This is a genomic window from Vibrio mediterranei (genome assembly GCF_013364395.1).
GTDB classification, from domain to species: Bacteria; Pseudomonadota; Gammaproteobacteria; order Enterobacterales; family Vibrionaceae; genus Vibrio; species Vibrio mediterranei.
Genome location: NZ_JABXGK010000001.1, coordinates 712,408 through 731,775, shown reverse-complemented (window position 1 = coordinate 731,775; position 19,368 = coordinate 712,408). Strand labels below are relative to the sequence as shown.

Genomic DNA, 19,368 nt, shown 5'->3' with positions numbered 1-19,368 from the left:
GTTACAATCATGGGTTTTAAATGTGGCATCGTTGGTCTACCAAACGTTGGTAAATCAACTCTGTTTAACGCACTGACTAAAGCAGGCATCGAAGCGGCTAACTTCCCGTTTTGTACTATCGAGCCAAACACAGGCGTAGTACCTGTGCCAGATCTACGTCTAGATGCACTAGCGAAAATTGTTAATCCACAGAAAATTTTACCAACAACGATGGAATTCGTTGATATCGCAGGCCTAGTAGCTGGTGCGTCAAAAGGTGAAGGTCTTGGTAACAAATTCCTAGCTAACATCCGTGAAACTGACGCGATCGGTCACGTTGTTCGTTGTTTTGAGAACGAAAACATTGTTCACGTAGCAGGTAAAGTATCACCAATCGAAGACATCGAAGTGATCAACCTTGAACTAGCTCTAGCCGACCTTGATTCTTGTGAGCGCGCAATTCAGCGTAACGCTAAGAAAGCAAAAGGTGGCGATAAAGACGCGAAGTTTGAGCTAACCGTACTTGAAAAACTACTTCCAGTTCTAACGGAAGGTGGTATGGCACGTACTGTTGATCTAGCGAAAGAAGAACTCGCAGCTATTGGCTACTTAAACTTCCTAACGCTAAAACCAACCATGTACATCGCAAACGTTAATGAAGATGGTTTTGAAGATAACCCATATTTAGACGCTGTTCGTGAGTACGCAGAGAAAGAAAACAACGTTGTTGTAGCCGTATGTGCAGCTATCGAATCAGAGCTTTCTGAGCTTGATGACGAAGATCGTGAAGAGTTCCTTGCTGATATGGGCATTGAAGAGCCGGGCCTAAACCGCGTAATTCGTTCTGGTTATGAGCTACTTACTCTTCAAACTTACTTCACCGCTGGTGTGAAAGAAGTACGCGCATGGACTATTCCTGTTGGTGCAACTGCGCCTCAAGCTGCAGGTAAAATCCACACAGACTTCGAAAAAGGCTTCATCCGTGCAGAAGTTGTTGGTTATGACGACTTCATTCAATACAACGGTGAATCTGGTGCAAAAGATGCGGGTAAATGGCGTCTAGAAGGGAAAGAATACATTGTTAAAGATGGCGATGTTATTCACTTCCGCTTTAACGTATAAGTTACCGAACATCTAAAGTGATTAAAAAGCCAGCAACTGCTGGCTTTTGTTGTTTTATAAGGTCTGCCATTGTTCTGTCACTTTGCAAAAACGCATTAACTTTCCGGTAGAGCGATGATAATTGAACAACAGATTTAGATCAGAAACAGAGCGGTTTGATTAAAAAAAGTTCGAACGGCACTTTTTCGCAAATTTCTTCGCAAAAAAAGTTGACGCATCAAATTCAACTCCGCATAATGCGCCCCGTTCTCAGCGATAAGGCAACTTTCGAAGAGAATCAACAATATGGAAATGGCTACGTAGCTCAGCTGGTTAGAGCACATCACTCATAATGATGGGGTCACAGGTTCGAATCCCGTCGTAGCCACCATTTCCTAAGCACTCTTGTTTAGAGTATTTAGGAAATATGCGGAAGTGGCGGAATTGGTAGACGCACCAGATTTAGGTTCTGGCGCCGCAAGGTGTGAGAGTTCAAGTCTCTCCTTCCGCACCATATTTAGTGTGATTGACACTTTAATCAACCTTGTTGGGCTATCGCCAAGCGGTAAGGCAGCGGCTTTTGATGCCGCCATTCCCTGGTTCGAATCCAGGTAGCCCAGCCACAATTTAAGTGATAACGTTTTTTTTAGAAAAACAGTTGGCACTAGAGCGCAGTTTGTATTATATTCTCTCGCTCTCAAGAGTGGCTACGTAGCTCAGCTGGTTAGAGCACATCACTCATAATGATGGGGTCACAGGTTCGAATCCCGTCGTAGCCACCATTTATTTGAACTTGTAGGTTCGCCTTCAAGTACAACGTTAAGATTGAGTTTTACCAATTACTCTCTTAACTATAAGTTTTGTTGCGGAAGTGGCGGAATTGGTAGACGCACCAGATTTAGGTTCTGGCGCCGCAAGGTGTGAGAGTTCAAGTCTCTCCTTCCGCACCATATTTTAGTGTGATTGACACTTTAAACAATCCTGTTGGGCTATCGCCAAGCGGTAAGGCAGCGGCTTTTGATGCCGCCATTCCCTGGTTCGAATCCAGGTAGCCCAGCCACGACAACGTCTAGTTGATTCACCAATCGTCAGCTAAGACTATAAAATTGATGCGGAAGTGGCGGAATTGGTAGACGCACCAGATTTAGGTTCTGGCGCCGCAAGGTGTGAGAGTTCAAGTCTCTCCTTCCGCACCATCTTTTAGTGTGATTGACACTTTAAACAATCCTGTTGGGCTATCGCCAAGCGGTAAGGCAGCGGCTTTTGATGCCGCCATTCCCTGGTTCGAATCCAGGTAGCCCAGCCATTACAACGTCTAGTTGATTCACCAATCATCAGCTAAGACTACAAAATTGATGCGGAAGTGGCGGAATTGGTAGACGCACCAGATTTAGGTTCTGGCGCCGCAAGGTGTGAGAGTTCAAGTCTCTCCTTCCGCACCATTATTTCTCTTGAAATATAGAGCGAAGTGAAAACTTCAAATGGCTACGTAGCTCAGCTGGTTAGAGCACATCACTCATAATGATGGGGTCACAGGTTCGAATCCCGTCGTAGCCACCATTAATTACAACGTTAAGATCGAGTTTTACCAATTACTCTCTTAACTACAAGTTTTGTTGCGGAAGTGGCGGAATTGGTAGACGCACCAGATTTAGGTTCTGGCGCCGCAAGGTGTGAGAGTTCAAGTCTCTCCTTCCGCACCATTATTAAGAAAGCTCGTCATTTGACGAGCTTTTTTTCTATCTATTCCTCTCTGACAATTACGTTAGTTGAATCTTTGAAAGTTTCTTCAATATTGTTAATTTCTTCTATTAGCTCACAGAAAAGTATTTTGCTACTGTTCATTCTAGGATAGACAGGCAACCTTAGTTCAATACACTGATCTTCAAGGATATTTATGACTTTCCAAGATTACTCCGTTGCTATTGGACAGTATTCAAAAGGCGATGATTTAGGTTTCAAGACGGCGCATTTCAACACTCCTCATGACCTTACAATATCTTCAGCGATAACAAATGCTTTCAACCCTTCTTATCTTCTGCATACAGAGCAAGGACATTATCTAATTTCCGAATGTTCTCAACAGGAAGGATCGGCCCTTATATTCGTGCCTACAAACAGTGAAGATCATCAAGTAAGATTGCTTGATGGTGATTACCCATGCCACCTTGCAATATCTCCGAATAAAGAATTATTAGGCGTCGCGCATTATGGGACAGGTAACTTCGAGATATTTGCCCTACGGGCACATGGCATTATTGGAGAACGTATAGCTTTACTGGCTAATGAAGGCTCTAGCGTTCATCCTACTCGCCAGCAAGCCCCCCATGGGCACCAGTTACAGTTTATCCCCAATAGCCAACAGTTCGTCACGGTAGACTTAGGCATCGACACATTGAGCTTTTACGAATATAACAAAGCTGATGCGGTTCTATCTCAGTCTTTGGTAATGCCGCTGGGAAGTGGTCCTCGACATGTAGACTTCTCTCAAGATGGTAAATTTGGGTATGTGTTGTGTGAACTCGATGAATCACTGCATGTTATCAAGCGTAGCGATCATGGGATTTGGCAGCTAATTTACTCTACTTCAGGGTTTCCTGAACATATTAGTCATGAAGCAGCGGCGGCTGTTAAGCTTTCACCGAACAATCGCTTTGTTTATTTAACAGGTCGCGGAGAGTCTATCGTCTCTTGGTTTGAATTAAGTGACCCTGCAGTACCTGCTTATCAGGGCTTTGTCAGTTCAGGGGGACAGTTCCCACGAGATTTGTGTCTTTCTCCGGATGGAAAGTATCTTATGACAGCAAACCAGCATTCTGACAATTTAGCTTTGTTTACCGTCGATGAAGCAACTGGGGCACCAACGCTAGAATCAGTATCAGATCCTATCACTGCCCCAGTATGTCTAGTCATTTATTAAGTTACTTAAGGCCAATCGCGTATTTTAAGACTTGCTCTTTAATCGGCCCAGAATGCTCTGCCACTTTCAGTAGAGCATTTCGAGCAAATGCCAGCGGTGGTAAGGCACTACTGAACCCTTTATAGAATACATCCATGCCCGTTTGCATTAACAGGTTATCTGGACGACGCTCTAGCTCATAACGACGCAATGCCTCAATAGAAACCCCTTTATCTTCAAACGCTTTCAACAAGGCTTCTACATCTTTAAAGCCAAGATTAACGCCCTGACCAGCCAACGGATTTATCGTGTGTGCTGAATCCCCTACTAATACACAACCGTGTTTATAATATCGCTGTGCATGTCGACGTGTAAGTGGGAATGAACCGTGCTGTAATACGCTAACCTTACCCAGTTCAGCTGGAAAGTACTCAACAATCTCCTGCTCTAACTGGGCGTGACTCATATTCTTTAACTGCTTAATCCGTTTAGGGGAGTCGTACCAAACTAATGAGCCTTGGTTTCCACATAGTGGTAAAAATGAACGAGGCCCTGACGTGGTAAACCACTGCCACGTGATGTCTTGTTGAGGGAGTTCCGTCTCAACATTAATCAGCATGCACTCTTGACGATAATCCCATGCTGTCACCCCAATGCCACTGGCTTGTCGTACTCTTGAATTCGCACCATCCGCACCAACGACCAGAGTCGCAGCAATTTCACGCCCGGATTCTAAGATGATAGTTGAGCCTTCATCGTCAAGCGTTAAGCTTTCAACACCATCACCTTCAATCACTTTCAAGTTGTCGAAACGATGAAACTGCTGCCATAACCCTAGTTGGATCACTCGGTTTTCAACAATGTAGCCCAATTGCTCTAGATGCAGAGATTCGGCATTGAAACGAATTCGACAGTTTTCCGCTTCCCATGTTTCAAGACGTGCATAAGGGCACACACGCATCGCCTCTATGGCGCTCCAAGCATCGAGATATGTCAGTAAATCAACAGAACGATGAGAAATAGCAGAAACACGCAGGTCCATTGGCTGCGAATTTTCGAAAGCTTGAGGGGTGAATTTTTCGATAACAGCGACTGAGCGCCCTTGTTTAGCAAGACCCAGCGCCATCGCTGCTCCCACCATGCCACCACCAACAACTGCAATTTCAAACTGTTCCATCGTCTTCTTACTACCCTAAATTCAATGTGTGTTCATTGTACGTAGCCCGCTCTAAAAGCGCGAGCGAATTCCTTCGAAAAACCCTGCTTTTGTGAGGCCTAATAACCGCTTACAGCAATTGAAATATAAGCTCTCAAAGAGATTTTACACTACCCCTAGTCAGGCGGTTTTTAAAGCAGTACAATACGCCGCTTACCGCCAAGATGGTGGTCATAATTTAAGCAGCCGCTGTGTTGTTTTCGCAATACAGCGCCTGTGCAAGAAAAAGATTTAAATAACTGACGAGCGATAGTGATGAGTAAGAAACTGCTAATTAAAACCTGGGGCTGCCAGATGAACGAATACGATTCATCAAAAATGGCCGATCTGCTTAATGCGGCAAATGGCTATGAGCTAACAGAAGATCCAGAGGAAGCAGACGTACTACTTTTGAACACTTGCTCTATCCGTGAAAAAGCGCAAGAGAAAGTGTTCCACCAACTTGGTCGTTGGAAAACCCTAAAAGACAAAAAAGATGGCGTTGTTATCGGTGTGGGTGGCTGTGTAGCGACTCAAGAAGGTGACCATATTCGTGAACGTGCGCCATTTGTTGACGTTATCTTTGGCCCACAAACTCTTCACCGTTTGCCTGAGATGATCAAGCAATCACAAAGCGATGAAGCGCCAGTAATGGATATCTCTTTCCCAGAGATCGAGAAGTTTGACCGTCTGCCGGAACCACGTGCGGAAGGCGCAACAGCGTTTGTTTCAATCATGGAAGGCTGCAGTAAGTACTGTACTTACTGTGTTGTTCCGTATACTCGTGGTGAAGAAGTAAGCCGTCCAATGGATGACGTATTGTTTGAAATTGCTCAGCTTGCCGATCAAGGCGTTCGTGAAGTAAACCTACTTGGCCAAAACGTGAATGCTTATCGTGGTCCAATGCACGATGGTGATATCTGTTCTTTTGCCGAGCTACTACGTCTGGTTGCTTCTATTGATGGTATTGATCGTATCCGCTTTACGACAAGTCACCCACTAGAGTTCACTGATGACATCATTGCTGTTTACGAAGACACACCTGAGCTTGTTAGCTTCCTGCACTTGCCAGTACAAAGTGGTTCAGACCGTGTATTGACTATGATGAAACGTCCACACACAGCGATTGAATACAAGTCTATCATTCGTAAACTTCGCAAAGCACGTCCTGATATTCAAATCAGTTCAGACTTCATTGTTGGTTTCCCAGGTGAAACTGACAAAGATTTCCAAGACACGATGAAACTGATCAAGGACGTAGATTTTGATATGAGCTTTAGCTTTATCTTCTCTCCTCGTCCAGGTACGCCAGCAGCAGATTACCCATGTGATCTTCCTGAGCAAACTAAGAAAGACCGCTTATACGAGCTACAACAAACTGTAAACTCGCAGGCAATGCGTTATTCACGTCAGATGCTAGACACTGAGCAACGTGTTTTAGTTGAAGGTCCATCTAAGAAGAACCTGATGGAGCTTCGTGCGCGCACCGAAAACAACCGTGTGGTTAACTTCGAAGGTGGTGCAGAGCTAATCGGCCAGTTTGTTGACGTGAAAATCACAGACGTGTTCGCAAACTCCCTACGTGGTGAGCTAGTAAGAACAGAAAAAGATATGGATCTTCGCAGTGTTATTTCTCCAACACAAATGATGGCAAAAACCAAACGCGAAGATGAGCTAGGTGTAGCGACCTTTACGCCTTAGCGCCTATACCCAAACAGCTTCAATGTGCTATTTTGGAGTTAATTGGGTAAAAATATGCGAAGTCCGGTCACAGTCGGGCTTCATACATCGCCCTTAAGGGCAAAATGTGAGGCAACATTGAGTAATCAAATCGTAACTCTAGAAATTCATCTAGAACCTTCAGACAACCGCCGTCTATCTAGCTTGTGCGGTCCTTTCGATGACAATATCAAACATTTAGAACGCCGCTTAGGTGTCGAGATCAACCACAGAAGCAACTTCTTTACGATCGTGGGCAAGCCGCACACTAGCGCCGCAGCTCTAGATATCATCAAAACGCTTTATGTCGACACAGCACCTGTGCGTGGCCAGATCCCTGATATTGAGCCAGAGCAAATTCACTTAGCCGTTAAAGAATCTGGTGTACTTGAGCAAAATACCGAATCAGAAATCGCTCACGGAAAAGAAGTCTTCGTAAAGACCAAGAAAGGCATCATCAAACCGCGTACACCTAATCAAGCTCAGTACCTAGTGAATATGGTCACTCATGATATTAGCTTCGGTATTGGGCCAGCTGGTACAGGTAAAACTTACCTAGCAGTAGCTGCTGCAGTAGACGCACTGGAGCGCCAAGAGATTCGCCGTATCCTACTGACTCGTCCAGCAGTAGAAGCGGGTGAAAAACTAGGCTTCCTGCCAGGTGATTTAAGTCAGAAGGTCGATCCGTACCTTCGACCTCTATACGATGCGTTATTTGAAATGCTTGGTTTTGAGCGCGTAGAGAAACTCATTGAACGCAATGTTATTGAGGTTGCTCCCCTCGCCTACATGCGCGGCCGCACACTTAACGATGCCTTCATTATTCTCGATGAGAGCCAGAACACCACCGTTGAACAAATGAAGATGTTCCTGACGCGTATCGGCTTTAACTCGCGCGCAGTTATCACTGGTGACGTCACACAAATCGACTTGCCGCGTGGCGCAAAATCTGGCCTTCGTCATGCGATTGAAGTGCTGAGTGAAGTTGACGAAATCAGCTTTAACTTCTTCCAGTCAGATGATGTCGTTCGTCACCCTGTCGTCGCTCGCATAGTAAACGCTTACGAGAAATGGGAAGCGAAAGATGCCAAAGAACGTAAAGAAATTGAGCGTAAGCGACGTGAAGAACGTGAAGCGGCGCAAAAGCTGCTTGATGCAGCATCTGCTAGCGCAACGGTGGATGGAAAGTAATGGCGATTGAACTCGATCTTCAAATTGCAGTCGAATCAGAACAAGGGTTACCAAGTGCTGACGAATTTCAAGGCTGGTTGGACAAAACCATTACTCCGTTTCAACAAGATGCTGAGTTGACGATTCGTATAGTCGATGAAGAAGAGAGCCAACAGCTTAACCGCGACTACCGTGGTAAAGATAAACCAACCAATGTGCTCTCCTTTCCTTTTGAAGCTCCTCCAGGTGTAGAAATGGATCTGCTTGGTGACATGATCATTTGTCGTCAAGTTGTCGAAAAAGAGGCCATTGAGCAATCCAAGCCTTTGATTGCACACTGGGCACATATGGTTGTACATGGGAGTCTTCATCTGCTAGGTTATGATCATATTGAGGATGACGAAGCAGAAGAAATGGAAGCTTTGGAAACCGAAATCATGCTTGATATGGGCTTTGATGACCCATATTTAGTAGAAAAGGAGTAAGCACATTTCGCTGGCGTTCGCGCTAAAAAGAATCTGTTTACGCATGTGCGCTATCACACATCTGATAGCATTCTGAATTGAGAAGTCATGAACGAAGAGTCTTCTCCCTCTCAACCAGAGGGAAACAGTAAAAAGTCGGAAGGTCCGAGTAGAAAGTCCTTCTTTGAGCGCCTAGGTCAAATTTTTCAAGGCGAACCAAAAGACCGCCAAGAGCTTGTAGATGTTATCCGCGACTCTGAAGAAAACGACCTAATTGACCACGATACCCGCGATATGCTCGAAGGTGTCATGGAAATTTCTGAAATGCGAGTGCGCGACATTATGCTGCCACGCTCGCAAATGGTTACTATCGAGCGTTCCGATAACCTCGATAAGCTAATCGAACTGATGACAGATGCACAGCATTCTCGCTACCCTGTTATCAGTGAAGATAAAGACCATGTAGAAGGCATCCTCTTAGCTAAGGACCTCCTCCGTTATTTGGGCTCAGAAAGCGCCCCGTTTGATATTGAAGAAGTGATTCGCCCAGCGGTTGTAGTTCCTGAAAGTAAGCGCGTTGATCGCCTACTGAAGGAGTTCCGTGAAGAGCGTTATCACATGGCCATTGTCGTCGATGAATTTGGTGGAGTATCAGGTCTAGTGACCATCGAAGATATTCTCGAAGAAATCGTTGGCGAAATCGAAGATGAATTCGATGACGATGATGAGCTTGATATCAGAAAACTGAGTAAGCACACATTTGCGGTGAAAGCGCTCACTACTATTGAAGAGTTCAATGAAACATTCGGCTCTAACTTTAGTGATGAGGAAGTCGACACTGTAGGTGGCCTAGTCATGACTGCATTCGGTCACTTACCTTCACGTGGTGAAGTGGTTGAAATAGAAAATTACAACTTTAAGGTGACAGCGGCGGATAATCGTCGTGTGGTTCAGGTCCAAGTCACAATACCTGACCAAGAAACGGCTTCAAGTGTCGAGGAGTAACCTCACCACTTGCTGCTCACCAAAAAAGTGAGATGATATTTAAATGAAGAAAAATCTTCGCATATTGCGGCCCATCGGGGCCGCTTTTGTTGGTGCTAGCACCACTCTCGCATTTGCTCCCTATCAGCTATGGCCCTTGGCTATTCTGAGCCCATTTCTCCTTCTCCTCCTTATCAGAGGTCGCAGCACAAAAAATGCACTTTGGACAGGTTATGCATGGGGAATAGGTCAATTTGCCACTGGCATCAGTTGGGTTCACGTCAGTATCGATACCTTTGGTGGTATGCCGAAGATTGCCAGCGTGCTCTTAATGGCACTCTTAGTCGGCTACCTATCCATTTACTCAGCTCTGTTTGCTTGGTCTCTAAACCGATTCTTCCCGTCAGACAATAAAACTCGTTATTTTGTCGCAGCGCCAGCACTCTGGTTAATCTTTGATTGGGCTCGCGGTTGGGTGATGACGGGTTTCCCTTGGCTGTGGTTAGGGTACAGTCAAATTGATTCACCGTTAGCGAGCTTTGCACCTATTGGTGGCGTTGAACTCATTACCTTGCTACTGATCGTAATGGCTGCCAGCCTAACTTACTTAACCGTAACTAAGCAGTGGCAACTCGCTATCATCCCTCTAGTCATATTCGCCACTGGATTCGGCCTACGTAACTACGACTGGGTCACGTCCGCTCCAAGTCGCACCAAATCGGTCGCATTGATTCAAGGTAATATCGATCAAGCCATGAAGTGGATGCCCAATCACCGATGGCCAACAATAATGAAATATACCGATCTAAGTCGTGAAAACTGGGATGCGGACATTATCATTTGGCCAGAAGCTGCAATTCCCGCAATGGAATTCGAATTACCTTCATTTCTACGTAACTTGGACTCTGCGGCTAAAATGAATGATTCTGCGATCATCACTGGAGTCATCAACAAAACGGAGTCCGGTGAGTATTACAACAGCATATTGGTTGTAGGGCAGACACCTTACGGTGATTACGAAATGGATCTCGATGAACGTTATCACAAGCACCATTTGCTACCATTCGGTGAATTCGTGCCATTTGGAGATCTATTAAGACCTATCGCCCCGTTTTTTAACTTGCCTATGTCTTCATTCAGCCGTGGTGCCTACGTACAGCCTAATATTGTGGCTAACGGTATGCATCTAGCGCCAGCATTATGTTATGAGATTATTTTTGGGGAACAAGTTAGGCAGAACGTTACTGACGACACCGATTACCTGTTAACGCTGTCCAATGATGCTTGGTTTGGGCGCTCTATTGGGCCATTGCAGCATATGGAAATAGCACGAATGCGCGCATTAGAGCTTGGCTTACCACTTATTCGTTCGACCAATAATGGTGTGACTGCCGTTACCGACCACAAAGGTAAGATTACTGCTCAAATCCCTCAGTTTGAAACCGCTGTGCTTAAAACTGACGTCACCCCAACCGACGGAACAACTTGGTATCGTGAAGTAGGAACTTGGCCTTTATATGCGTGGGTAGTACTTTGCCTAGGCTTTGGCATCATTAGACGCAACAAGTAATCACCTCTTATACACTGGCCATTGAACTCCTTTAGTATCAATGGCCGAGCTGTTCTTCTTACCGAGAAAATCCCATCGAAAAGCGCGCTTCATAAACTTTCTTCCATAATATATAACTATTTGGTTCTTTTCCCTTGCCAAACAAAATCATATTCTTATCTGGTAATCAATAACCACCACGGTTGAATGAAGGAACATTATAATGAGCAAGATTTACGAAGATAATTCACTGACAATTGGTAACACCCCTCTAGTTCGCCTAAACAAAGTAAGTAATGGTAACGTGCTTGCTAAAGTTGAGGCACGCAACCCAAGCTTCAGCGTTAAGTGCCGTATCGGTGCAAACATGATCTGGGAAGCGGAAAAAGACGGTCGTCTAAAAGCAGGCGTAGAGCTAGTTGAGCCAACCAGTGGTAACACAGGTATTGCTCTTGCTTTCGTTGCAGCTGCACGTGGCTACAAACTCACACTTACTATGCCTGAATCTATGAGTCTTGAGCGTCGTAAGCTTCTCAAGGCACTAGGTGCTAACCTTGAACTCACAGAAGCAGCGAAAGGCATGAAAGGGGCTATCGCTAAAGCAGAAGAGATTGTCGCTTCAAATCCAGAAAAGTATCTGCTACTTCAACAGTTCAACAACCCAGCAAACCCAGCCATTCATGAAAAGACAACGGGTCCAGAGATCTGGGAAGCAACGGATGGTGAGATCGATGTATTTGTCGCTGGTGTAGGTACAGGTGGTACTATCACAGGTACTAGCCGCTATATTAAGGGCGAAAAAGGTAAAGCAATTGTTTCAGTTGCCGTTGAGCCAGCAGAATCACCTGTCATTTCTCAAGTGCTAGCAGGTCAAGAGATCCAACCAGCTCCTCACAAAATCCAAGGCATCGGTGCAGGATTTATCCCAGAGAACTTGGATCTTGAGCTTGTTGACCGTGTCGAACTGGTTACTTCTGAAGAAGCCATCGAAATGGCGCGTCGCCTAATGGAAGAAGAAGGTATCCTAGCTGGTATCTCATCAGGCGCAGCTGTTGTAGCGGCTAACAAGCTTGCTGAACTCCCTGAATTCAAAGGTAAAACCATTGTCACCGTACTCCCAAGTTCAGGTGAACGCTACCTAAGCTCTGCATTGTTTGCCGGTATATTTACTGACAAAGAGATTCAGCAGTAATATGTTGCCAAATCAATTTTTGCACGAAAAAAGCCCCTTTAAGGGGCTTTTTTGTTGAAACTCTGTCAGCCTTTGGTAATATCAGGTCAGTTTTATTTTAAGCCAAAAAATAAATAGGCTAATTACAGAATTTCGTAAGACAGGTATACAGCGAAGACTGCAATCATGTCCTACAATTCTAGACCGACACAATTCTTAACAGTTATGACTTTCGTACTATAGCGAGGCGTAACATTTAACGATAAGCTTTGTTTGGTTTAGAAACTAAACATAAAATAAATCAATTGGGGTATAAAAAATGTACGAGAAGCAAGTAGAAATCACAGCAGAAAACGGCCTTCACACTCGTCCGGCTGCTCAGTTCGTTAAAGAAGCAAAAGCATTTGACGCTGACATCACTGTGGCTACTAACGGCAAAAGCGCTAGCGCAAAAAGCCTATTCAAACTACAAACTCTAGGTCTAGTTAAAGGCACTACTATCACAATCTCTGCTGAAGGCCCACAAGCTCAACAAGCAGTTGACCACCTAGTAGCTCTAATCCCTGAGCTTCACTAAGAACCCAGTTCTCCTTAAAGCCATTTTGTGAAAACAGAATGGCTTTATTGGAAATAGCTCTAGCTATCAGCTACACATAATAAGTAGCTAATAACTATCCAATCTTTAATACATTAGACCAAATAAAGGTAAAGCTATGATTTCAGGCATCCTAGCATCTCCTGGTATTGCTATTGGTAAAGCACTACTACTTCAAGAAGACGAGATTGTTCTAAACACGTCGACTATTTCAGATGACCAAGTTGAAGCAGAAGTTGCGCGTTTCTTTGACGCTCGCAACAAGTCAGCTCAACAACTAGAAGTCGTTAAGCAAAAAGCGCTTGAGACTTTTGGTGAAGAGAAAGAGGCTATCTTCGAAGGCCATATCATGCTTCTTGAAGATGAAGAGCTAGAAGAAGAAATCCTAGCACTCATCAAGAAAGACAAACTATCTGCAGACAACGCGATTCACACAGTAATCGAAGAGCAAGCGACTGCACTAGAATCTCTAGATGACGAATACCTTAAAGAACGTGCAACTGATATCCGTGATATCGGTACTCGTTTCGTTAAGAACGCACTAGGCATCAACATCGTTTCACTAGGTGATATCGATGAAGAAGTTATCCTAGTGGCTTACGACCTAACTCCATCTGAAACTGCGCAAATCAACCTTGATTACGTACTAGGTTTCGCATGTGACATCGGCGGTCGTACTTCGCACACTTCTATCATGGCACGTTCACTAGAACTTCCTGCGATTGTTGGTACTAACGACATCACTAAGAAAGTGAACAACGGCGACATGTTGGTTCTTGACGCGATGAACAACAAGATCATCGTAAACCCAACTCAAGCTGAGATTGACGAAGCTAAAGCGGTACGTGAAGCGTTCCTTGCAGAAAAAGAGGAACTAGCAAAACTTAAAGACCTACCAGCAGAAACTCTAGACGGCCACCGTGTAGAAGTTTGCGGTAACATCGGTACAGTGAAAGACTGCGATGGCATCAACCGTAACGGCGGTGAAGGTGTTGGTCTGTATCGTACAGAATTCCTATTCATGGACCGTACTGCTCTTCCTACTGAAGAAGAACAGTATCAAGCTTACAAAGAAGTTGCGGAAGCAATGCACGGTCACGCGGTAATTATCCGTACTATGGATATCGGTGGTGATAAAGATCTACCTTACCTAGACCTTCCAGAAGAGATGAACCCATTCCTTGGCTGGCGTGCAGTTCGTATTAGCTTGGATCGTCGTGAAATCCTTCGTGACCAGCTACGTGGTATCCTACGTGCATCAGCACACGGTAAGCTGCGCATCATGTTCCCAATGATCATCTCTGTAGAAGAGATTCGTGAACTGAAAGCTGCTATCGAAGAGTACAAAGCAGAACTTCGTGCTGAAGGTCTAGCATTTGACGAAAACATCGAAATCGGTGTAATGGTTGAAACTCCTGCTGCGGCAGCGATTGCTCACCACCTAGCGAAAGAAGTTTCGTTCTTTAGTATTGGTACTAACGACTTAACTCAGTATACTCTAGCAGTAGACCGTGGTAATGAGCTTATTTCTCACCTATACAACCCACTTTCACCTGCTGTACTTACAGTAATTAAGCAAGTGATCGACGCTTCGCATAAAGAAGGTAAGTGGACTGGTATGTGTGGTGAGCTTGCTGGCGACGAGCGTGCGACTCTACTTCTACTGGGCATGGGCCTAGATGAGTTTAGTATGAGCGGTATTTCAATTCCTAAGGTTAAGAAAGTAATCCGCAACGCTAACTTCGCAGAAGTAAAAGCAATGGCTGATGAAGCGCTAGAAATGGCGACTGCTGCAGAAATTGAGGCACACGTCGAAAAATTTATCGCAGAAAAGACAAACTGCTAATATAATTGAGCAGAACAAAATCAAACCTTTAGGAGCACAACATGGGTCTGTTTGACAAACTGAAGAAGCTAGTATCTGACGACAGCGCTGACACTGGTGCAATCGAAATTATCGCACCTCTTTCTGGTGAAATTGTAAACATCGAAGATGTGCCAGACGTCGTATTTGCTGAGAAAATCGTTGGTGACGGTATTGCAATCAAGCCAGCTGGTGACAAGATGGTAGCTCCTGTTAACGGTACTATCGGTAAGATCTTTGAGACGAACCACGCGTTCTCTATCGAGTCTGACGACGGCATCGAGCTATTTGTTCACTTCGGTATCGACACTGTTGAACTGAAAGGTGAAGGCTTCAAGCGTATCGCTGAAGAAGGCCAATCAGTAAAAGCAGGTGACACTATCATCGAATTCGACCTAGCACTTCTAGAAGAGAAAGCTAAGTCAACGCTAACTCCTGTTGTTATCTCTAACATGGACGAAATCAAAGAGCTGAACAAGCTTGCTGGTTCTGTAACTGTTGGTGAAACGCCAGTACTACGCGTAACTAAGTAATTAGTTAATCTCGACGTAGAAAAAACGCAGCCTTGGCTGCGTTTTTTTATGTCTGCGACTTGTCTGAACAAGTTAATTGCCTTGTTATCTACTCACCTTGATAGCGAGATTGATGCTAAAACGTCTCCAGCAAATGTTTTTACACTGAGAGTATTATCTTCAAACAATCCATAGCTCGCAGCATAGCCATCTCGTGGGAATGTGATAGAGCCTGGGTTGAAGATAATTTGCTCTCCTTGCCACTCGGCTACTGGTATATGTGTATGTCCATGAGCAATCACGTCTCCTTGCTTTAACGCAGGTCGTTTATCTGTGTTATAAAGATGCCCATGAGTTAAGAACAATCGCTGTCCATTTGCCAACATTACCCATGCATAGTCACTCATCATAGGGAAGTCTAAGAGCATCTGGTCGACTTCACTATCGCAATTGCCTCGTACCGCAATAATACTGGTGCTGAGCTCATTAAGCCGTTCAGCTACTTTAGGTGGGTTATAGCTCTCTGGTACTGGATTTCTCGGCCCATGGTTAAGCACATCACCTAAAATCACTAAATGCTCCGCACCTGAGCGATGATACTCTGCTAGAACCTGTTCAGTGGCATCAAGACTGCCATGCAAATCAGAAGCGAAAAATAGTTTCACTGGTTTATCTCCACCATTACTAATGGGAGGTATTGTAACTCAGCTAAACCCAGTTCGCCTGTCTCATTCCTCTTTAGCCATACCATTCACAACAATGTTATTGTAACTGACCATGCCAATCACCTTACCGTGTTCAATGACAGGCGCACGACTAATCCCAAACCGCTCGAATAAGCGAGCGCAATATTTCACATTCATATTAGGGTCAACAGACAGTGCAGGCTTAGTCATAATCTCATAGATGTTTGTTCGCTCGGCTGAGCGGTTTTTCGCCAGCACCTTTTTGGCAATGTCATTCATCAATACGATCCCGTATTCATCATCATCATGACGCTTTTCGACAACCAGTGCTTTTACCCGATGCTCACGAGCTAAAACGATACCCTCATGCACTGTCTTTAACCCATCCACCATCACATAACTGTTTGCCATGACATCACGCACACAAACTTTCTCATGTCGGCTCATAGCTCATCCTCTACTACTTTAGTTAATGTCTCAACTTGGTGAGCGACACCTACCGCATCCTCTATATCGATCTGCACCGCAATCCCCTGTCCCGAAGTTTGGTCAAACTCTCCGACCTTATTAATGGTCTCTAATATCTGCCGCGATAAGTGCTCTTCTACTACAAACAACAGCACATCTTTTTGAACCTCTAAGGTAAGTCCAAAGAAGGTTTGCTTTTTGTTAAGCCCTTCCCCTCTCGCGTTATTAATTACCGTTGCTCCTGTGGCTCCCGCTGTACGAGCCGCATCAAGAACGGAGTCTGTTTTACTGTCTTCAACAAATGCCAGAATGAGCTTAAAGCGCATTGTTCTTCTCCTTTGAAGCTAGATCGCGATGCTTTGAACGTTGACTCAAAAATTGAATCAACTGTGCATACGCCATCACGGAAATAATAGGAAATAAGCTAGCAAACGCGATCAAACCAAACCCATCAATCATAGGGTTTCGTCCCGGTACGGTGGAAGCTAGCCCCAACCCCAACGCCGTCACCAAAGGGACCGTGACCGTTGAGGTGGTCACCCCGCCAGAGTCATACGCTAACGGAATAATAAATTTGGGAGCAAAATAGGTTTGAATCACCACCAAGATGTAGCCTGCGATGATGTAATAGTGAATGGGGTCTCCGACAACAATACGATAGCTGCCAAGGGAGATACCAACAGCCACCCCCAGCGCCACTGCGATTCTTAACCCATTTACTGAAATCGAACCAGCAGAAACTTGATTCGCTTTGATAGCAACCGCCAATAACGATGGTTCAGCAATCGTGGTACTAAACCCTATACAGAAAGCAAACAGGTAAACCCAATAATAGTCGATCCACTCCAATGACTGGCCTACCGTCACCTTAAATTCTTGTAAGAATTCAGGTGCCGTTAACTGCATCGCCATGGTTTCGCCTAACGGGAACAGAGCAAGTTCTAATCCCACTAAAAACAAACTAAGCCCGAGAATCACATAGCCAAAACCAAGTAGAACTTTTAACGGGTTAGTAATAGGTTTCTTTAAGATGGCAAACTGGAATCCGAAAATGATCACCATGATCGGTGTAACGTCACGAACCGTGAGCAACAGTGTGGTGAGAAAATCCAAGATGATAGTCATACTGCAATCATCCCGTAAACCATAACGAACATCATTGGTAACAGCGACGCAAAGGCGATGAGACCAAAACCATCTAGCATAGGGTTACGCCCCCTAATGGTACTGGCTAGCCCTACCCCCAGAGCGGTGACTAATGGTACTGTTATTGTTGATGTCGTTACACCACCTGAATCGTAAGCCACACCGATAATGTACTCCGGTGCGAACCCTGTCAGTATCACTACACCGACATAACCGCCAATAATCATCCACTGGATAGGCCAACCTTTAAGTATGCGCAGCACACCTAATACAATGGCAAGCCCAACTGAAATGGCAACGGCCAAGCGCAAGCCATCCGCATAGTCTTGCATGGCCTCTTCCGTCATCGGAATTTTCCCTCCTTCCGCCGCCACTTCAGCTGCTTCAGCAGATACCGCTGTTAGCGCAGGCTCGGCAATGGTAGTCCCAAAACCTAGACAGAACGAAAACACCATCAGCCAGAAGACGCTGCCCTTTCGTGCAAACGACTGAGCCATGGACTCACCGATGGGAAATAACCCCATTTCTAACCCAAATACAAAAAAGGTCAGCCCTAGGACTACAAGCAATAGGCCAAATAAGATAGAGAGAACATTAGGAAGCGGCTCTTGCAGTACAACCAATTGGAAAAACAGCACGACCAAAACGATGGGCAGTAGATCTTTGAAACTACTGGCCATTGAATGAAGAAGCGCTTTCAATCCCTGCATCGCTTTCCCCCGCTTCCATACGATAGTTTTATGATGGCACACATTAAATGTAAGAAGATGTGACAATAATGGCAATATTGCGCAATGCTCGCGTCAATCCCCAAGAGTGTGACTAGTACAACATGTGCTACAACCACAACAACGTTAGTTAATCCTCTGATTCATTGCTATATTTACTTATTCAGCAACTGAGTCATATCGGTAAGTTGTCAATTACTGAGGAGAAGGACAGAGATGAATTTGCTTGTAACAGGTGGCACAGGGTTTATTGGTCGAGAGTTACTGAAACACCTAACCACCTACTCCATCACTCTGCTGACCCGTGATGAACAAACAGCAAGACAAACGCTACATCACACTGACTGTGGCAATATTCACTATGTCGATTCATTAGATAGCTTTAACGACCTCAATGAATTTGATGCCATCATAAATCTCGCTGGAGAACCGATTGCAGATAAACGTTGGAGCGAGGCTCAAAAAAAACGTATTTGTGACAGCCGCTGGAAGACCACCGAAACTCTTGTGGAATTGATTCACGCCAGCACGAAACCTCCTGCAATTTTTATTAGTGGCTCAGCTGTCGGTTATTACGGAGATCAACAAGATCATCCTTTCGACGAGAGTCTGCATGTCAGTCAGGATACCTTTGCTCACAACGTCTGTGAACGTTGGGAACACATCGCCTTGCGAGCACAGTCCGATCAAACAAGAGTGTGTCTATTGCGCACTGGTGTTGTGCTTGGCGAAGGTGGCGGAGCATTGGCTAAGATGCTGCTGCCCTATAAACTGGGGCTCGGTGGACCGATTGGTAACGGAAAACAATATATTCCTTGGATACATATACTAGATATGGTGCGAGCGATTGTTTGTTTACTGGAAACTGAACACGCTAGCGGGCCATATAATTTCTGTGCACCTCATGCCGTCACTAACGCAGTTTTCAGTAAAACACTGGCAAATTCATTGGGCCGCCCTCATTTTTTATTTACTCCTAAGTGGGCGATTAAACTCGCTATGGGAGAATCTTCATGCTTACTGCTTGATAGCACGAGAGCAAAACCTAAAAAGCTCACAGAGATCGGCTTTAACTTCTCCTTCCCTCATATCGACTCAGCGCTAAAAAACATCGTCGCAAACTCGCGCTAGACCTCGT

General features: G+C 44.9%; 18 protein-coding genes and 11 tRNA genes. 23 read left to right on the top strand and 6 right to left on the bottom strand.

Annotation, left to right across the window (positions count from 1 at the left end; all coding sequences use genetic code 11):
* Positions 1 to 9 precede the first annotated feature (9 nt).
* The 13 genes from ychF to HOP38_RS03560 all read left to right on the top strand — a co-directional run bounded on the left by ychF (position 10) and on the right by HOP38_RS03560 (position 4,000).
* Positions 10 to 1,101, top strand: coding sequence for a redox-regulated ATPase YchF (gene ychF / locus HOP38_RS03620; protein WP_031495560.1), 1,092 nt, complete (start codon positions 10 to 12; stop codon positions 1,099 to 1,101).
* A 293-nt stretch (positions 1,102 to 1,394) separates the two neighbouring features.
* A tRNA-Met gene (locus tag HOP38_RS03615) sits at positions 1,395 to 1,471 on the top strand.
* A 38-nt stretch (positions 1,472 to 1,509) separates the two neighbouring features.
* Positions 1,510 to 1,594, top strand: a tRNA-Leu gene (locus HOP38_RS03610).
* A 34-nt stretch (positions 1,595 to 1,628) separates the two neighbouring features.
* Positions 1,629 to 1,703: transfer RNA gene (locus HOP38_RS03605), tRNA-Gln, on the top strand.
* An 82-nt stretch (positions 1,704 to 1,785) separates the two neighbouring features.
* Positions 1,786 to 1,862, top strand: a tRNA-Met gene (locus tag HOP38_RS03600).
* An 83-nt stretch (positions 1,863 to 1,945) separates the two neighbouring features.
* A tRNA-Leu gene (locus tag HOP38_RS03595) sits at positions 1,946 to 2,030 on the top strand.
* 35 nt (positions 2,031 to 2,065) lie between these two features.
* Positions 2,066 to 2,140: transfer RNA gene (locus HOP38_RS03590), tRNA-Gln, on the top strand.
* Between the two features lie 51 nt (positions 2,141 to 2,191).
* Positions 2,192 to 2,276 (top strand) — tRNA-Leu (locus tag HOP38_RS03585).
* 35 nt (positions 2,277 to 2,311) lie between these two features.
* Positions 2,312 to 2,386: transfer RNA gene (locus HOP38_RS03580), tRNA-Gln, on the top strand.
* A 51-nt stretch (positions 2,387 to 2,437) separates the two neighbouring features.
* A tRNA-Leu gene (locus HOP38_RS03575) sits at positions 2,438 to 2,522 on the top strand.
* 41 nt (positions 2,523 to 2,563) lie between these two features.
* Positions 2,564 to 2,640, top strand: a tRNA-Met gene (locus HOP38_RS03570).
* 58 nt (positions 2,641 to 2,698) lie between these two features.
* A tRNA-Leu gene (locus HOP38_RS03565) sits at positions 2,699 to 2,783 on the top strand.
* Positions 2,784 to 2,977: 194 nt separating this feature from the next.
* Complete coding sequence (locus tag HOP38_RS03560) at positions 2,978 to 4,000, top strand: lactonase family protein (RefSeq protein WP_198557430.1); 1,023 nt, start codon at positions 2,978 to 2,980, stop codon at positions 3,998 to 4,000.
* Position 4,001: 1 nt separating this feature from the next.
* Here the strand turns inward: HOP38_RS03560 and HOP38_RS03555 are convergent, their stop codons facing one another.
* Positions 4,002 to 5,156, bottom strand: a complete 1,155-nt coding sequence (locus tag HOP38_RS03555; RefSeq protein ID WP_124940732.1) for a 2-octaprenyl-3-methyl-6-methoxy-1,4-benzoquinol hydroxylase — start codon at positions 5,154 to 5,156, stop codon at positions 4,002 to 4,004.
* Between the two features lie 294 nt (positions 5,157 to 5,450).
* Here HOP38_RS03555 and miaB point away from each other — a divergent pair, with 294 nt between their 5' ends.
* The 9 genes from miaB to crr all read left to right on the top strand — a co-directional run bounded on the left by miaB (position 5,451) and on the right by crr (position 15,223).
* Positions 5,451 to 6,875 carry a tRNA (N6-isopentenyl adenosine(37)-C2)-methylthiotransferase MiaB gene (gene miaB, locus HOP38_RS03550; RefSeq protein WP_006075471.1) on the top strand — a complete coding sequence of 475 codons (1,425 nt, stop codon included), beginning with the start codon at positions 5,451 to 5,453 and terminating at the stop codon, positions 6,873 to 6,875.
* Positions 6,876 to 6,992: 117 nt separating this feature from the next.
* Positions 6,993 to 8,084, top strand: a complete 1,092-nt coding sequence (locus tag HOP38_RS03545) for a PhoH family protein (protein WP_006075472.1) — start codon at positions 6,993 to 6,995, stop codon at positions 8,082 to 8,084.
* Positions 8,084 to 8,548 carry an rRNA maturation RNase YbeY gene (gene ybeY / locus HOP38_RS03540; protein ID WP_006075473.1) on the top strand — a complete coding sequence of 155 codons (465 nt, stop codon included), beginning with the start codon at positions 8,084 to 8,086 and terminating at the stop codon, positions 8,546 to 8,548. Before HOP38_RS03545 ends, ybeY begins: the two co-directional genes overlap by 1 nt.
* An 87-nt stretch (positions 8,549 to 8,635) precedes the next feature.
* Positions 8,636 to 9,532, top strand: coding sequence for a CNNM family magnesium/cobalt transport protein CorC (gene corC / locus HOP38_RS03535; protein ID WP_006075474.1), 897 nt, complete (start codon positions 8,636 to 8,638; stop codon positions 9,530 to 9,532).
* Positions 9,533 to 9,575: 43 nt separating this feature from the next.
* On the top strand, positions 9,576 to 11,081 hold the full coding sequence (gene lnt / locus HOP38_RS03530; RefSeq protein ID WP_198557429.1) for an apolipoprotein N-acyltransferase: 1,506 nt from the start codon (positions 9,576 to 9,578) through the stop codon (positions 11,079 to 11,081).
* Positions 11,082 to 11,283: 202 nt separating this feature from the next.
* Positions 11,284 to 12,252 carry a cysteine synthase A gene (gene cysK, locus HOP38_RS03525; protein WP_006075477.1) on the top strand — a complete coding sequence of 323 codons (969 nt, stop codon included), beginning with the start codon at positions 11,284 to 11,286 and terminating at the stop codon, positions 12,250 to 12,252.
* A gap of 298 nt (positions 12,253 to 12,550) precedes the next feature.
* Positions 12,551 to 12,808 (top strand): HPr family phosphocarrier protein, encoded by a 258-nt coding sequence (locus HOP38_RS03520; RefSeq protein WP_006075478.1) that lies wholly within the window; start codon positions 12,551 to 12,553, stop codon positions 12,806 to 12,808.
* A gap of 136 nt (positions 12,809 to 12,944) precedes the next feature.
* Positions 12,945 to 14,672 carry a phosphoenolpyruvate-protein phosphotransferase PtsI gene (ptsI, locus tag HOP38_RS03515; RefSeq protein ID WP_038225348.1) on the top strand — a complete coding sequence of 576 codons (1,728 nt, stop codon included), beginning with the start codon at positions 12,945 to 12,947 and terminating at the stop codon, positions 14,670 to 14,672.
* Between the two features lie 41 nt (positions 14,673 to 14,713).
* A complete protein-coding gene (gene crr / locus HOP38_RS03510) occupies positions 14,714 to 15,223 on the top strand; it encodes a PTS glucose transporter subunit IIA (RefSeq protein ID WP_031494205.1) in 510 nt (169 codons plus the stop codon).
* 92 nt (positions 15,224 to 15,315) lie between these two features.
* Here the strand turns inward: crr and yfcE are convergent, their stop codons facing one another.
* The 5 genes from yfcE to HOP38_RS03485 form a co-directional block, all read right to left on the bottom strand.
* A complete protein-coding gene (yfcE, locus tag HOP38_RS03505) occupies positions 15,316 to 15,867 on the bottom strand; it encodes a phosphodiesterase (RefSeq protein ID WP_006075628.1) in 552 nt (183 codons plus the stop codon).
* 63 nt (positions 15,868 to 15,930) lie between these two features.
* Positions 15,931 to 16,335 (bottom strand): CBS domain-containing protein, encoded by a 405-nt coding sequence (locus tag HOP38_RS03500; protein ID WP_006075627.1) that lies wholly within the window; start codon positions 16,333 to 16,335, stop codon positions 15,931 to 15,933.
* A complete protein-coding gene (locus tag HOP38_RS03495; protein WP_006075626.1) occupies positions 16,332 to 16,682 on the bottom strand; it encodes a P-II family nitrogen regulator in 351 nt (116 codons plus the stop codon). The genes HOP38_RS03500 and HOP38_RS03495 overlap by 4 nt, the downstream gene beginning before the upstream one ends.
* On the bottom strand, positions 16,672 to 17,481 hold the full coding sequence (locus HOP38_RS03490; protein ID WP_006075625.1) for a DUF1538 domain-containing protein: 810 nt from the start codon (positions 17,479 to 17,481) through the stop codon (positions 16,672 to 16,674). Before HOP38_RS03490 ends, HOP38_RS03495 begins: the two co-directional genes overlap by 11 nt.
* Complete coding sequence (locus tag HOP38_RS03485) at positions 17,478 to 18,212, bottom strand: DUF1538 domain-containing protein (protein WP_124940727.1); 735 nt, start codon at positions 18,210 to 18,212, stop codon at positions 17,478 to 17,480. The genes HOP38_RS03490 and HOP38_RS03485 overlap by 4 nt, the downstream gene beginning before the upstream one ends.
* A 234-nt stretch (positions 18,213 to 18,446) precedes the next feature.
* On the opposite strand from HOP38_RS03485, the gene HOP38_RS03480 reads away from it, so the two are divergent.
* Positions 18,447 to 19,361, top strand: coding sequence for a TIGR01777 family oxidoreductase (locus tag HOP38_RS03480; RefSeq protein ID WP_198557428.1), 915 nt, complete (start codon positions 18,447 to 18,449; stop codon positions 19,359 to 19,361).
* The last annotated feature ends 7 nt before the right edge of the window (positions 19,362 to 19,368 follow it).

Coding starts and splice junctions, on each gene's coding strand:
- ychF (WP_031495560.1), top strand. CDS start 10: ATGGGTTTTAAATGTGGCATCGTTGGTCTACCAAACGTTGGTAAATCA.
- HOP38_RS03560 (WP_198557430.1), top strand. CDS start 2,978: ATGACTTTCCAAGATTACTCCGTTGCTATTGGACAGTATTCAAAAGGC.
- HOP38_RS03555 (WP_124940732.1), bottom strand. CDS start 5,156: ATGGAACAGTTTGAAATTGCAGTTGTTGGTGGTGGCATGGTGGGAGCA.
- miaB (WP_006075471.1), top strand. CDS start 5,451: ATGAGTAAGAAACTGCTAATTAAAACCTGGGGCTGCCAGATGAACGAA.
- ybeY (WP_006075473.1), top strand. CDS start 8,084: ATGGCGATTGAACTCGATCTTCAAATTGCAGTCGAATCAGAACAAGGG.
- corC (WP_006075474.1), top strand. CDS start 8,636: ATGAACGAAGAGTCTTCTCCCTCTCAACCAGAGGGAAACAGTAAAAAG.
- lnt (WP_198557429.1), top strand. CDS start 9,576: ATGAAGAAAAATCTTCGCATATTGCGGCCCATCGGGGCCGCTTTTGTT.
- cysK (WP_006075477.1), top strand. CDS start 11,284: ATGAGCAAGATTTACGAAGATAATTCACTGACAATTGGTAACACCCCT.
- HOP38_RS03520 (WP_006075478.1), top strand. CDS start 12,551: ATGTACGAGAAGCAAGTAGAAATCACAGCAGAAAACGGCCTTCACACT.
- ptsI (WP_038225348.1), top strand. CDS start 12,945: ATGATTTCAGGCATCCTAGCATCTCCTGGTATTGCTATTGGTAAAGCA.
- crr (WP_031494205.1), top strand. CDS start 14,714: ATGGGTCTGTTTGACAAACTGAAGAAGCTAGTATCTGACGACAGCGCT.
- HOP38_RS03500 (WP_006075627.1), bottom strand. CDS start 16,335: ATGAGCCGACATGAGAAAGTTTGTGTGCGTGATGTCATGGCAAACAGT.
- HOP38_RS03495 (WP_006075626.1), bottom strand. CDS start 16,682: ATGCGCTTTAAGCTCATTCTGGCATTTGTTGAAGACAGTAAAACAGAC.
- HOP38_RS03490 (WP_006075625.1), bottom strand. CDS start 17,481: ATGACTATCATCTTGGATTTTCTCACCACACTGTTGCTCACGGTTCGT.
- HOP38_RS03485 (WP_124940727.1), bottom strand. CDS start 18,212: ATGCAGGGATTGAAAGCGCTTCTTCATTCAATGGCCAGTAGTTTCAAA.
- HOP38_RS03480 (WP_198557428.1), top strand. CDS start 18,447: ATGAATTTGCTTGTAACAGGTGGCACAGGGTTTATTGGTCGAGAGTTA.